We start from the raw sequence: 13818 nt of genomic DNA, 5'->3' as shown, positions 1-13818 counted from the left end.
ACATGAAAAAATTTCGTAAGAGTCTTTTGTTTGTTGCGGGCTTATTTGTTGTTACTTTTGGTGGTCTTTTCTTCTCTGAAAATGCCTCTGCCACATCGACTTCTCAGGCAACATCCTGGGTAAATAGCTCTATTGGTAAATCTTATGATTTTGATGGCGTGTACGGGGCGCAATGCTTTGATTATATCAACAAGTATGCCTATGATCTATTTGGAACAAGTTTTTCGGGGGCTGGCGCAATTGATTTATTGAATACGGGTAATAAGAATGGTTTCAAAGTTATCAGAGATGGCGCTAATCTTTATCCTCAGACAGGAGATATTTTTATATATCAGGTATATGGCTCACCTTGGGGACATACAGGAATTGTTATTAATGCTGATAAGAATGGGATGACGGTAGCGGATCAAAACTTTAACAATGTTCAACGAGTTCAAAAGCATTATATTAAATACAATGACTCATGGGGTGTTATCAAAGGGTGGATCAGACCACCGTTCAACAATCAGACCAATCCAAATCCTACACCCAACCAAAGGCTAAAAGTTTATAAAGTAGATGATCTACAGCATATAAATGGGCTTTGGCAAATCAAATCCAATGATCTCGTACCAACTGGCTTTAATTGGACAGATAATGGGATTGCTGTAGGTGATGTGATTGAGGTTGATCGAAATGGGAACAAAACTAGCGATCAAGTGATTGAAAAAGGCAGCTATTTCGTTTTTGATTCAGCAAAAGTGATCAGTGCGACGAATGCCCAAAAAGGAACAGGTGGCTGGTTCTGGTCGAATGTTCATTTGAAAGATAGCGGGTCGATCTGGTTATCCGTATGGAATAAAAATGATTTACTCTATGGAAAAAAATAGCAAAATTAGCCGCCTTATCCTAGGCGGCTTTAAAATTTTGAAGATCATGATTAAAAATTTACGTTTGCTTATTTTTCTTGACATGGAACGCGTTTCATTGACTATAATCACCTTGAAGGGTGGTATAAAAATGACAATAAAAATGATCGCTGTTGACATGGACGGGACGTTCTTAAATGATGAAAAGAAATATAATGTCGTTCAATTCAATCAGATTTTTCAGGTCCTAGAAGAAAAGAAAATTAAATTTGTGGTAGCAAGTGGCAATCAGTATTTTCAGTTACGTTCCTTTTTTCCTTCTCATTATGAAAGAATGGCTTTTGTAGCAGAAAACGGCGCAAATATTTTAATTGGAAGGAAACATATTTATAATGCAGAAATCCCGTCTGAGAATATCAAGAAGACATTGGCAATTCTTGAAAAATTACAACCGAAAAATTTGATTTTATGCGGCAAAAAAAGCGCTTATATTTCTGAAACGATATCAGACTCCGCGCTAAATGAAGCAAAATTTTATTATCCTGTACTAAAAAAAATAGCTAACCTATATGATATAGGTGATGAAGATGATGCGATTTTTAAGCTGGCTCTTTCATTTGATGAAGAGGACGCGAATGAAAAATTACACATTCTAAAAAAATCCTTAACCGGTATACTGATTCCAGTGTCAAGTGGACATGGAGACATCGATTTAATCCTCCCGGGAGTTCATAAATTGAACGGACTAAAAATTTTAGGAGAAAAGTGGGGAATCGGCTTAGACGAAATGGCAACATTCGGAGATAGCGGCAATGATTTAGAAATGATCAGGGGTGTCAAAAATAGTTTTGCTATGGAAAATGCGCAACAAAAGATTAAAGAAGCAGCGACAACTGTGATTGGAACGAATAACTCTGGTGCTGTTTTGGATACCATCCAATCTCTGATAAATTAGAATCAGAGACAATTTTTCTTGTTACAAACCATTCCATTTACAATAAAAAGTCATTAAGTGATACTTTTTGGGACTCAAAGTCAATGGACTAGAAGGTGAAGAAAAGTATCATGTGTTTAAAATAAAAAAATCTGTTTAAACAGACCAAAAAGGGTAAAAAGCTTGTAGTTTAGGGCTTTTTACCCTTTCATTTTTTGGCATGAATCTTGCTTTTAATAGAGTGAGGTGAAGGATATGAAAAAAAAATTTTTAGTGGCAACACATGGAAAACTAGCCAGCGGTTTTCAAAATTCGTTGACAATATTAGCTGGTCGAGGCGCTGATCTTATCGTTGTTGATGCATATTTGACAAATGAGGATTATACGCCAATCATTAGTGATTTTATCAACTCGATCAACGCTGATGAACAAGGCATTATCTTTACTGACCTTTATGGTGGTAGTGTCAATCAAACAGCGGTGACCGAGCTGATGAGAAACAAGAAGGAGCAGATCTTTGTCATTTCTAACAGTAATTTGGCAATTATTTTATCATTAGTTCTGACTCCTGAAAGTGAAATTTTCACTCACAATAGTATCAATGAAGCAATTAATGATTGTCAGGTTCGCTTAGTGTCCACTCAATTACCAGAGGAAGAAGCACTTTTTTAGATAAATAAGAAGAATTTATAGGAGGAAAAAAGATGATAACACAAATACGCGTAGATGATCGCCTGATCCATGGACAAGTGGCTGTCGTTTGGACAAAAGAATTGAATGCTCCCTTATTAGTTGTTGCCAACGATGAGGCAGCAAAAAATGAAGTGATGCAAATGACATTGAAAATGGCGGTGCCTAATGGAATGAAGTTATTGATTCGATCCGTCGAGGAGGCCATTCAACTATTTAATGATCCTAGAGGAGCTGATAAACGAATTTTTGTGATTGTAAACAGTGTGAAAGATGCCAACAAAATTGCTCAAAATGTTGCAACCGTTGAAACTGTAAACATTGCTAATGCTGGTCGATTCGACAAATCAGATAAAGCAACAAAGACGATGGTTTTTCCGAGTGTGCAATTAAATCCTGATGAGTTGGCTGCGGCAAGGGAATTGGTGCGTTTGGACCGTGTTACCTGTTATAACCAAGTTTTGCCGTCTAATCCGCAATTAAGTTTAAAAGATGCTTTAAAATAGGAGGGGAAAGAAATGTTAATGCATGCAACGATGGCAGCTCTGGCGGTCTTTATCTGTTTTGCCGGAAATTATTTGACTGGTCAAAGTATGTTGGAGCGCCCATTAGTGGTAGGGCTTGTAACTGGTATATTGATGGGAGATATGAAAACTGGAATTCTAATGGGTGCATCATTAGAGGCGGTCTTTTTAGGAAATGTAAATATTGGTGGGGTAATTGCTGCAGAACCAGTGACAGCGACAACGTTAGCAACAACTTTTGCAATTATTTCGAATGTGGAACAAAATGCAGCAATGACATTAGCGGTTCCTATCGGTATGCTAGCTGCATTCGTAGTGATGTTCTTAAAAAATGTATTCATGAATATCTTTGCTCCATCCTTGGATAAGGCGGCTCGCGAGGATAATCAAAGAATGATCGTGCTTTTGCATTATGGAACGTGGCTTATTTATTATTTGATTATCGCTTCTATCGCTTTTATTGGTATTTTAGTTGGCAGTGGTCCGGTCAATACATTTGTTGAAAATATTCCTCAAAATTTGATGAACGGGCTTAGTGCAGCAGGAGGTTTGTTGCCGGCTGTGGGATTTGCTATGTTGATGAAACTTTTGTGGGACAAGAAGCTGTCGGTCTTTTATATTTTAGGTTTTGTCCTAACCGCTTATTTGCAATTGCCGGCAGTTGCGGTTGCAGTTATTGGTGTAGTGATCTGCGTGGTCAGTGCGCAACGAGACTTAGAGATCCGCGACGTGAACAATGGAGGAAACAGTCGCCATGTTGGACCGATGACAAAAGCGGAAGAAGAGGAGGACTTTTTCGCATGAAATTTCAAGAGAATTTATCCAAAGAAGAAAAGAAAATGATGCGCTCCGTCTTTTGGCGTTCATGGACGATGAACGCCAGTCGTACAGGAGCAACGCAATACCACGCAGTAGGTGTGATCTATACGTTATTGCCAGTAATCAATCGTTTCTATCAATCGAAGGAAGAGCGTGCAGAGGCGATCGTCCGTCACACGACCTGGTTCAATGCAACGATGCATATCAACAATTTCATTATGGGATTAGTTGCATCTATGGAAAAACAAAATAGCGAAGATGACCAATTTGATCCGAGTTCGATCACAGCGGTAAAAGCTTCATTGATGGGACCTATTTCTGGGATCGGTGATTCTTTCTTTTGGGGCATTTTGCGGGTCATTGCAGCTGGAATCGGTATTTCACTCGCGGCGACTGGCTCACCATTAGGTGCTATCTTATTTCTAGTGATCTATAACGTTCCTGCCTTCTTGATTCACTATTATGCACTTTATAGCGGATACTCGGTTGGCGCTAGTTTTATTCAGCGGATGTATGAATCCGGTGGTATGAAGATTTTAACGAAAGCATCTAGCATGCTTGGTTTAATGATGATGGGTTCAATGACAGCATCCAACGTGAAGTTTAAAACCATTCTCGAAGTAAGCGTTGAAGGAAGTAAGGAAGCAATGAAGATCCAAGATTATTTGGATCAGTTATTTGTGGGGATTGTCCCATTAACAGTCACATTGATTGCTTTTTGGCTCTTACGGAAAAAAGTGAACGTCAACGCCGTGATGTTTGGGATTATGTTTCTTGGTATTATTTTGGGACTGTTAGGAATATGTTAGATAAGCAAGCTGTTTTTTTCGATATTGATGATACATTATTAGATAACTATTGTGCCTTCAAGGAGACGATCCAGGAATTCTTTCCTGGATCTCTGAATGAATTCGCTTTGAAACGGTTGTATCGAAACTTTCGCCAAAACAGTGAAAAGATCTATCAAAGCTACTTAGATGGAAACAGGAAGCACAAGGCTGATCGCTGGCGGTTAGTTCTTCAAACATTACAGCCAACTTCAATCGTTAATATTTCTGAGTTAGACGACTATTACCATCTACGCCAAGGAAAACAACTCCTATCAAAAGAGATGCAACTTCTTTTGCGAAGCTTAAAGAAAAGCGGAATCTTATGTGGCGTGCTGACCAATGGATTTACGTTGCAACAGCAGAATAAAATCGATCAATTGATGCTTAATCAATTTATTGATCCAAATTGGCAGTTTATCTCAGAAGAGATAGATGATGCGAAGCCCAATGTAAGCTGTTTTCAGAAAGTGGCAAAGCAATTACCAGAGCAAATACAACGAATCTATTATTTAGGAGACAGCTATTCGAATGATATTATCCCCGCTCAAATGGCAGGCTGGCGGCCAATCTGGCTAAATCGGTTTGGCGATAAGGGAGAATCAGCTATTATTCAAGCAAAAAATGCAGAAGAAGCTGTCGTTTTACTTTTGTCACAATTGCTTTCTAATCGGGTATAAATCGGGGAATCAATCAACGTTTTTAAAAAGTACAGGAATTTTTATCCCCTAACAAGAAAGTTTATAGCAGAACTAATTCTCTTACAGAGACGGAGTGACTTTTTTTCTTCTATGCTGTATTTTTTATGGGGGAGGTAAAGATATGCGAAAAGAAACACGAGAACAGATACTACAGCTAGTAGTACAAGAAAAGGCCATGACGACGCAAGAAATTGCCAACGCTATTGGGTTGAGTCGCTCAGCAACCAGCTTGTACTTAAATGAACTGCTAAATCAAAACATCGTAAGTAAAGTTGGAACGAAGCCTGTCTACTGGGAGCTTGTTTCAGATGACACTTTTGTGGAAGACGTCTTTTCTCAGTATATAGGCAGTACTGGTAGTGCAAAAAATGCCATTGAAAAGTGTAAGTCAGCCGTTTTATACCCTCCATTAGGATTGCCCTTGCTCTTACATGGGGCGAGCGGTGTAGGTAAAAGTTTTTTGGCGGAGTTGATTTTTGATTATCTTCAAATGAAAAAATATCCAGGCGCACAAAAGTTTTTGGTCTTTAATTGCGCTGATTACGCGAATAACCCCGAACTATTGTCTTCCATTCTATTTGGGCATACGCGAGGAGCTTTTACTGGAGCAGAAAAGGAAAAAAGCGGACTTTTAGCTTTGGCAGACAATGGGGTATTGTTTTTAGATGAAGTTCATCGACTCTCGCATGAGAATCAGGAGAAGCTTTTTCAATTTATGGATACCGGGAGATTTCGTCCAGTTGGCGAAGAAGCAGAGATGGTCCAAGCAAATGTGCGACTCTTATTTGCGACGACAGAAGCGCCTGAAGAAGTTTTACTGCCTACTTTTTATCGTCGAATTTCAGTAATTGTGGATTTACCTTCTTTTCATGAACGACCCATTTTCGAAAGAGTAGATTTGGTCACCCATTTATTTGAGCGGGAGGCAAAGCGCATCAAGAAAAGTATCGTCATTTCAAATGATGTTTTTTCTGAATTAACCCACCAAGAACTTCCAGGTAACATTGGCAGCTTGTCAAACCAGGTAAGAATGGATTGCGCCAATGCATTACGGATAGCGCCAAACAGTTCAACATTATTTATCGGATCGGACAATGAACATACTATTCAAATCTCTTATCCACCATCACCAAAGGCAACTTCGGCCAATCTTCATCTTTTGAAGCAGAAACTGATTTCATTACTTGATATAAGTGATTTCATTGTTATGAAAGAAAAGTTACAAGATTTTGATAACAAGTATCTTGAACGAACTATATCCTGGATGAACGATAGTCTTTCAATAAACATTATCACTAGCATTCAACAGCAAAACCGATTAGTGATTGATAATGAATCTTTGACAGAGGATGCTGCTTCCTTAGTTTGTCGGCTAATACAAGTATTACAAACCGAGACTACTACGAAAAAAATAACAGAGAAACGTCATCTTCTTTCAAAAGAATACCCAAGAACCTTGCTTTTATCAACAAATTTAACAAAGACATTACCCGATGAGATTCAACCAATAGCAAATTTTCTTCTGGCAGTGCTGCTTATTGGCAAAGTTACAGAAGATATTTACTATCAAGCGCTTCTTGTTGCTCATGGAAATACCACCGCTAGTAGCATCCAAGCTGTGGCAAATAAAATGTGCGGTGACTATGTTTTTGATGCCATTGATATGCCTTTGACTTCTTCCGCAAGAGATATCGTTTTGAAAGTTAGCGATTGGCTATCAGAAAGAGATACTTCTGAAGGGGTCATCATGCTAGTAGATATGGGCTCATTGACACATTTGTATAAAAGTTTAAAACCTCAGATTCTTGGTGAACTATTAGTGATCAATAATTTAACCACCTCTTTCGCATTAGAGATCGGACAGCAGCTAATAAATGGGCATTTTTTTTACGAGATTGCCAAAACGGCAGAGCAGGATTTTGTTACGAATATTCAATATTTTGAAGGGTTTGCTGTAGAAAAGAATGTCATCATAGCCAGTATATCTGGCCGAGACGTCGCCAAACAAATCAAAGCCATTTGCGAGAAATATTTTAATCCTGATATCAAGCTGATTGTATTGAATTATAGTGAACTAGTGAATACATTAGAGCGCGCCTCATCAGAAGAAGGTTACTTGAAAGAAACCGCATTGATCGTAACCACTTCTTACCTAGATAATTCGGCGGCTGTTCCTAGTATCAACTTGATTGATGCACTAGATGAAGATGCAGAGGGACATTTGAATAAACAACTGAAAAACTTGATTCACCCAAGTAGCGTGCCATTATTAGTCAAAGAGTTCATCCATTTTTTCTCAAAAGAAGGACTGTCAGAAAAGCTAGAGTTCTTGAACCCTGATGTCATTATTCGTCAAGTAGAAGATGTGGTAGAGAAGTGCGAGAAAAGGTTCAACTTAAGATTGAATGCAAAAATGAAATTCAACTTGATGATGCATTTGGCGTTGATGGTGGAACGAACAATTCTTGGAGCCGAAGATTATCCTGTACCGGAAGACATCAATAAGTTAAAAATAAACCAGAAACCTTTTTATCAGAATGCACAGATGATTTTTTATACTCTAGAGCAATTTTATAAAATCAAAGTATCGACTTGGGAACTGTATATCGTGTATGAGATTTTGTTAGGATAAAGCTTGATAAAAATGATCAACTGAAACCTTTGAGAATATTCAACAGGTGTTTTTAACAAATTGCATAAAAACGAAAAAAGATCTGAGATGGTAGTTACCGTTCAGATCTTTTTTCTATGGGCTCAGCTATAGATAAAAGGAAAGGGCGTTCCCTTTAACCATTTTTGTTTATTATTTTATTAACAGCATTTTTTCAGCTCCCAAGAAAAACATTGCACTAGAAGCGACAAATTGTTCATGAGAGAATAAAAATATATGGTGATCCACTTTATATTAAAGAGAAAGTTTTAAATGCTCGTTTCAAGAATTGATCGAAGTAGTGGATGATTGAGATAGGTAGAACGATTGTTGGACTTACTTTGAAGGGTGAAATGATGCTGGCCTCTTTGCACAATATGTGATTCTTTCCGACGAAAAGTAACGGATATACCGATGGAAAAATGGAATAACTAAAAAAAGATGAAGGAGTATTGATATGAAAAAGAAAGCAAAAATCTATTGTTTACTAGTTCTGGTCGTATTTACAGCTGGATGTATCAGCAAAACTGAAATAGGATTTGCTGAAGAGAATGGAACAATTTCCGCTAGTTCTGATAGTTCAGCTTTTATTGATTCATTCAAGAATGATTCATCCAAATGTTCAATAGCGGCATCGCAATGTCCAAATTCTGAGTCTTCATCTTCAAGTACTGAAGTTAAAACTAGTGACGAACGACCATCCAATGATAAAAAAACTCTAAATACAACTGAAGATTCGATTTCGGACAAGCAAATGGAGTCAGAAGGAAAAAAAGAGTACCGTGCAAAAAAAGACTTGAAAAAGGCATCAATAGAGAACTCTGTGACGGTAAACACATATCCTGAATTTAAGGCTGCGTTGCTTGACTCAAAGGTACAATCGATTACTTTAGCTAAGGATCTTAAAGTATTGGAAACATTTAATATCTTCAATAATAAAAAGATTCTTGGAAATGGTCATACAATCGATATGAATTATCAAAAAATTGGTGTAGCGTTAAACAACGCTGTATGTGGGATCGAAGACATTCACTTAACCAATCAGCCTATCTATCCGCTTTTCTGGTCTGAGTATCCAGGCGTGACTGTTAACTATAAGAACGTGACTTCAACAGGAAATCAGTTTATTTATTTGGCGAATGGAACGGCAAATTTGGAAGGAACCATAGAAGCAAGTGCCAATTTAGAAGAAATCTTTCAAGGAAAGCAGTTAAACATCGCAAAAGATGCGATGGTGAAATTTACAGATACCGCAAATTACATTGCTCTTAATACAGGCGACGGCCTAAACGTTGGTGCAAAAGCAAATGTAAAAGTAGCTGCAAAAGGATTAGGACTATCTATGTATAATCCTAACGGAAACATTGCTGTCCACGGAAATGTAACGATCGACTCCGATGTGGACTCTGCCATTCGTGGTGCAGCAGGAGGAAACTTGGTAATTGATCATGCTGGAACATTAGACACAAGTTCAAAGGTAACTGATGAAGAAGCGATTCTGCTTTATAATGGATCAGTGACAGTCAAAAGCAATGGGACATTGGTTGCTTCCTCTGAAGGACTGCAGGCAACACTTCAAACTGGGAACAAATTAAATCTCCTTGAAGGTTCCAATTTCAAGATTTCCAATAGTAAGGGGCCTGCTTTGGGGGCCTGGGCGCTTCCAACAACTGTTCATATTGATTCCTCAAAGGGACTAAGTACGTGGAAAGTAAAAAATACCGAATCAGAAGAACCAGATGCTGTTTATGAAGGTCCCTTAACCGCAAGTTTTGTTCTAGATACCTATACAACTGGCCAACGAACGTTAGACTTGGAATCAACTAATGCAGCTTTCTTAAAGAATTTTGATTCAGGAAAAGTTGGGAAAATTGTTGGCGGCAGTTTTTCAAAGAAAACAGAGATCGCCCCAACTACGATTGAGGCATTGACCACTGAAAGTACGCAAGTAAGTGGAACGGCTGAACCGAAAGCGGAAATTGTAATCAAAGTGAATGATAACGAAATCGCAAAAGGAACGGTCAACAAAAACGGAAAATATCTGCTGCCAATTCCACAACAAAAAGAAGGGACGAAAGTTGTTGCAGTGGCAACATTGAATGAATTATCATCCGATGCAAGTACAATAGTCAAATACGTTGGACCTCGCTTCGAAATACCAGATACCCTCGATTTCAAAGAGCAAGAAATTCCAGCTTCGGATGAGTTTGTGAATCTGCCAAGTAACCAAGAAATACGAGTGAATGATACTAGCAGTAAAAAGAAGGAGTGGTTCCTGTCTGTTCGCGAAGAACAACCTCTGCAGAATAGTCACGGGGATCAGCTAAAACATCGATTGAGCATTGTTGAACAAGAACAGATAACTCAAATCAACTCAACGTACCAACCGGTTTTTGAAGGCAAAGGAGCTGCCAAGATTAAACTCGCAGAATGTCTTCGAATGACGGTTCATCCGACAGATCAAAAAGGAACATATGAAGGACAATTAACTTGGACTTTGACAAATGGTCCTCAATAATAAAGTGATTTTCAAAACGAAAACAAAGCTTTTAACGTTTGTTCTTGTTATGCCGCCAAGAACGAACAATAAGGATTCATTTAAGCCGTCATAAGGATAAAAAGGAGATAAGAAACATGAAAGCAGCAGTGATTAAACACATTGGATCGCCGGAAAAAATAGAAATTGTAACGTTGCCAGATCCGAAAATTTCGCCAAATGAAGTTTTGATTGAAGTATGCGGTGTTGCTGTGAATCATGTCGATACCTTTATTCGTTCTGGAAGTTACCAAACACCCATTCCTTTGCCTTTTATTATTGGACGTGATGCAGTAGGAAAAGTCATTGATGCAGGTGAGAAAACCAGTAAGTTTAAAGTGGGAGAATGGGTTTGGACCAATAGCATGGGCTATGGAGGCCGTCAAGGAATTACCAGTACACTCGCTGCCATTCCAGAGGAGCGCTTGTTTCGCGTGCCGGAAAACTGTGATCCATTGCAACTTGTTGCTTCTGTACATTCAGCAGCCACTGCTGCTATTTTGCTGAAGGATGTGCTAAATTTATCTGGTGAAAGAACACTATTGATTGAGGGAGGCGCGGGGCATTTAGGAAAGAAGTTGATTCAGATTGCTTGTGACTTAGGTGCTCATGTTTTAACAACGAGCCATCCTGATTCCTTTGGTGGGCTCCGAAGTTTAGGCACCCAAGAGTGTTACAGTTATCATACAGATGATCTAGTTCAGCTGATTCATCAAAAGCATCCTCAAGGGGTCGATTTTGTGATTGATACTTCTGGACAAGTCTCTTTACAAACAAACCTGGACTGCTTATCTGTTAATGGTGTCCTAGGACTCATCACAGCACCGATTCAACCAGCTGCTTTTTCCGTGCAGTCTTTCTATACCCAGAATAAACAAATCAAAGGATTTGTGATTAGTTTAGCTACAATTTCTCAACTTCAGTCTGCTGGGGAACAGATAAATCGCTATTTTGGTCAGGGAAAATTACTGGAAAACAATATTCTCATCAAACATTTTTCCGATGCCTCTTGGGCTCATTCGATCCTCGAAAGAAATGAGGAAAAACGTAAAATCGTTCTAATCCCTGGAGATGAACAATAAAGGAGGACTCTTTCAAATCCGATAATTCATACACGGTGCTAGTTGAAAACCGCTGTTTTTAAAATCTAAAGTAATCATTTTATTAGAAAGGACTGGTTTACATAAGAAAGTAAGCTGGTCTTTTTCATTTTGTCCCTACACGTTCATTTTTATTCGCTTCTCGCGAAATTTATTAAACTAGAAAAATTTTGCCTATCATGGGAAAATAATTTTTGGTCGATTTTGGACCCTAGTTTCTGTAATAAGTTGTACAAAGAGAAAATGACAATTTTTCATTAAAAGAGGTTATCAATTGACGTTTCTTAAAGATCGTCTCATCATATAATTAAGACATCACTGTTTATTCATAAAAGGTATAAAAATTAAAAGGCCTGATTCTAAAAAATTGTTGTGGGAACTTTCATGTCTTTAGATTGTAGATGAGTGGTATTTTTTCCTCTCAAGAAGGTAATGGCGGACTTATCCGCTTCAGAAAGAAAACATTTCTTTCTAAAGCATTAGGAATTACAAGTCTGAACAAGTTAGCGGAAGAAATATTTTAAGAAATTCGTTTAAAAGGCGTGATTTTAACGGTTGGTGATAGTAAATGAAAAGGAAGTGGGTAGAATGGAATTAAAACAAATTTCTAAAACGATTGAGAACAAACCGATTTTGAACAATATCGACCTCGACGTTCGACCGGGAGAAATCGTTGGTTTGATCGGTCCGAATGGTGCGGGTAAGACCACCACGATGAAGATAATGAGCGGTTTAACGGTTAACTATACAGGGGAAGTGACTGGCGATGAACGAGTGGGGATGTTGATTGATGGACCAAAGTATTTTCCAAACAAGACAGCAAGAGAAAACTTGTCTTATTTTCAGGCTATGTCTAATGATAGTTACCCGCTAGAATATATCGAGTCGCTTTTTAACATGGAAGGCTATCAAAACAAAAAGGTAAAGAACTTCTCTTTAGGCATGAAGCAACGTCTAGGGATGGGAATCGCACTCATTAATAAGAATGATTTATTGATTCTGGATGAACCGATGAACGGTCTTGATCCAGATGGAATTCAAGCAACCATTGACACACTGAAACACCTTGCGAAAGATTTAAATCTCTCGATAATCATATCGAGCCATATTTTAAGAGACTTAGAGAAACTTTGTGACAGAGCTTATTTCATCAAGAATGGCGAAATTGTCTATCATGCGGAACTCGGCGCAAAAGAGCGTTATCAATTTGTTTTCTCAAAAGAAGACATAGCCAACGTTGAGAAATTGATCGGCCAAATTGGAGAATATGAACAATTGAATGAAACCTTTATCGTAGACGCTTCGGTAAGAGTTGAATTAATGAAATTACTTGTTCGTTTTGATTTATTTCCAACTGAAATAAAAAAATACCAATCAAATTTGGAAGAGCTGTATTTTTCAATGTAGGAAGGAGAAAGAATGATGAATGTATCCGTATTAACAAGAAAAGATATTCGAAGACGCGTCGTCTCTTTTGGCAGCAAGTATTTAATTGCAGTTAGCCTAGTTTGTTTAGCATTGCCATTCCTAAACTATTTTATGGGAGATCCTTTGGATTTCACTGATTATCTGAGCGCGGTTAACTTTATTTTCCCTATTTTATTGCCTATACTAGCCGTTCATTTCCTAATAGACGATCAAAACACGCATATTGGCGATTTCTTCTTTAAAACAAAGAAAGGCAGAAGAAACTATCTTCTTTCGCTTTTGCTCTCTGCATTTGCTCTAGGTATTGTGGCAGGAATGTTATTATTGATTTTTAGTTTAGTCTTTCAATTTGGCTTTCAAGTGACAGTTCCCTGGGAACCAGTTCTGCTTTCGATAGGGGCTTATCTTTTGTGTCCGCTTTTCTATTTGAGCATTGCGTTGATTTTAGCGTTTTTTGTTAAATACGAAGGGGTAACACTGATGACTATCACGATTTTGTTGCTGATCCTGTTACCAATTTTGATCTCGATTGGTGCTGCCAATATCGGGCTTTCTTTTCTATTTGAGACACCATTGTATTTACTTAGCTTTTTAGGAGTAGGGTCCGTTGCAGCAATCGATCTTGTGTATACAGCGTTTGTGATCCTTATTCTTTATCTGATAGCTAATTGGAGAATCAAAAAGATTGATTTCTAAATGGGGGCTTCAGCAAAAAACTTAGCGTGACAATATATGTTCATAGACGAATGAACATCAGTCTG

The 13818-nt window shown here is 38.1% G+C and carries 12 protein-coding genes; all 12 read left to right on the top strand.

Annotation, left to right across the window (positions count from 1 at the left end; all coding sequences use genetic code 11):
• Positions 1 to 2 precede the first annotated feature (2 nt).
• Complete coding sequence (locus FE005_RS12915; RefSeq protein WP_135172317.1) at positions 3 to 869, top strand: lytic exoenzyme target recognition domain-containing protein; 867 nt, start codon at positions 3 to 5, stop codon at positions 867 to 869.
• On the top strand, positions 856 to 1803 hold the full coding sequence (locus FE005_RS12910) for a Cof-type HAD-IIB family hydrolase (protein WP_252711938.1): 948 nt from the start codon (positions 856 to 858) through the stop codon (positions 1801 to 1803). Before FE005_RS12915 ends, FE005_RS12910 begins: the two co-directional genes overlap by 14 nt.
• A gap of 234 nt (positions 1804 to 2037) precedes the next feature.
• Entirely contained in the window at positions 2038 to 2454 is a 417-nt protein-coding gene (locus FE005_RS12905) for a PTS mannose transporter subunit IIA (RefSeq protein ID WP_138371925.1), read from the top strand.
• Positions 2455 to 2486: 32 nt separating this feature from the next.
• A complete protein-coding gene (locus FE005_RS12900; protein ID WP_138371924.1) occupies positions 2487 to 2978 on the top strand; it encodes a PTS sugar transporter subunit IIB in 492 nt (163 codons plus the stop codon).
• Positions 2979 to 2990: 12 nt separating this feature from the next.
• Positions 2991 to 3800 (top strand): PTS mannose/fructose/sorbose/N-acetylgalactosamine transporter subunit IIC, encoded by an 810-nt coding sequence (locus FE005_RS12895; RefSeq protein WP_113849656.1) that lies wholly within the window; start codon positions 2991 to 2993, stop codon positions 3798 to 3800.
• A complete protein-coding gene (locus FE005_RS12890) occupies positions 3797 to 4624 on the top strand; it encodes a PTS system mannose/fructose/sorbose family transporter subunit IID (protein WP_060814759.1) in 828 nt (275 codons plus the stop codon). Before FE005_RS12895 ends, FE005_RS12890 begins: the two co-directional genes overlap by 4 nt.
• The gene (locus tag FE005_RS12885; RefSeq protein WP_113849657.1) at positions 4618 to 5322 is read left to right on the top strand and encodes an HAD family hydrolase; all 705 of its coding nucleotides are present in this window, start codon (positions 4618 to 4620) and stop codon (positions 5320 to 5322) included. Before FE005_RS12890 ends, FE005_RS12885 begins: the two co-directional genes overlap by 7 nt.
• A gap of 142 nt (positions 5323 to 5464) precedes the next feature.
• Entirely contained in the window at positions 5465 to 7975 is a 2511-nt protein-coding gene (locus FE005_RS12880) for a sigma 54-interacting transcriptional regulator (protein WP_138371923.1), read from the top strand.
• A gap of 475 nt (positions 7976 to 8450) precedes the next feature.
• Positions 8451 to 10511 carry a pectate lyase-like adhesive domain-containing protein gene (locus FE005_RS12875; protein ID WP_138371922.1) on the top strand — a complete coding sequence of 687 codons (2061 nt, stop codon included), beginning with the start codon at positions 8451 to 8453 and terminating at the stop codon, positions 10509 to 10511.
• A gap of 116 nt (positions 10512 to 10627) precedes the next feature.
• Complete coding sequence (locus FE005_RS12870; RefSeq protein ID WP_103300818.1) at positions 10628 to 11611, top strand: zinc-binding dehydrogenase; 984 nt, start codon at positions 10628 to 10630, stop codon at positions 11609 to 11611.
• Positions 11612 to 12217: 606 nt separating this feature from the next.
• Positions 12218 to 13036 carry an ABC transporter ATP-binding protein gene (locus tag FE005_RS12865; RefSeq protein ID WP_103300819.1) on the top strand — a complete coding sequence of 273 codons (819 nt, stop codon included), beginning with the start codon at positions 12218 to 12220 and terminating at the stop codon, positions 13034 to 13036.
• Between the two features lie 15 nt (positions 13037 to 13051).
• Entirely contained in the window at positions 13052 to 13753 is a 702-nt protein-coding gene (locus tag FE005_RS12860) for a hypothetical protein (protein ID WP_138371921.1), read from the top strand.
• Positions 13754 to 13818 lie beyond the last annotated feature (65 nt).

Origin of the sequence: Enterococcus sp. M190262, assembly GCF_005843965.1 — a bacterium.
In the GTDB taxonomy this organism is placed as follows: Bacteria; Bacillota; Bacilli; order Lactobacillales; family Enterococcaceae; genus Enterococcus_D; species Enterococcus_D gallinarum.
This window is presented reverse-complemented; position numbering and strand designations above follow the sequence as displayed.

Coding starts and splice junctions, on each gene's coding strand:
- FE005_RS12915 (WP_135172317.1), top strand. CDS start 3: ATGAAAAAATTTCGTAAGAGTCTTTTGTTTGTTGCGGGCTTATTTGTT.
- FE005_RS12910 (WP_252711938.1), top strand. CDS start 856: ATGGAAAAAAATAGCAAAATTAGCCGCCTTATCCTAGGCGGCTTTAAA.
- FE005_RS12905 (WP_138371925.1), top strand. CDS start 2,038: ATGAAAAAAAAATTTTTAGTGGCAACACATGGAAAACTAGCCAGCGGT.
- FE005_RS12900 (WP_138371924.1), top strand. CDS start 2,487: ATGATAACACAAATACGCGTAGATGATCGCCTGATCCATGGACAAGTG.
- FE005_RS12895 (WP_113849656.1), top strand. CDS start 2,991: ATGTTAATGCATGCAACGATGGCAGCTCTGGCGGTCTTTATCTGTTTT.
- FE005_RS12890 (WP_060814759.1), top strand. CDS start 3,797: ATGAAATTTCAAGAGAATTTATCCAAAGAAGAAAAGAAAATGATGCGC.
- FE005_RS12885 (WP_113849657.1), top strand. CDS start 4,618: ATGTTAGATAAGCAAGCTGTTTTTTTCGATATTGATGATACATTATTA.
- FE005_RS12880 (WP_138371923.1), top strand. CDS start 5,465: ATGCGAAAAGAAACACGAGAACAGATACTACAGCTAGTAGTACAAGAA.
- FE005_RS12875 (WP_138371922.1), top strand. CDS start 8,451: ATGAAAAAGAAAGCAAAAATCTATTGTTTACTAGTTCTGGTCGTATTT.
- FE005_RS12870 (WP_103300818.1), top strand. CDS start 10,628: ATGAAAGCAGCAGTGATTAAACACATTGGATCGCCGGAAAAAATAGAA.
- FE005_RS12865 (WP_103300819.1), top strand. CDS start 12,218: ATGGAATTAAAACAAATTTCTAAAACGATTGAGAACAAACCGATTTTG.
- FE005_RS12860 (WP_138371921.1), top strand. CDS start 13,052: ATGAATGTATCCGTATTAACAAGAAAAGATATTCGAAGACGCGTCGTC.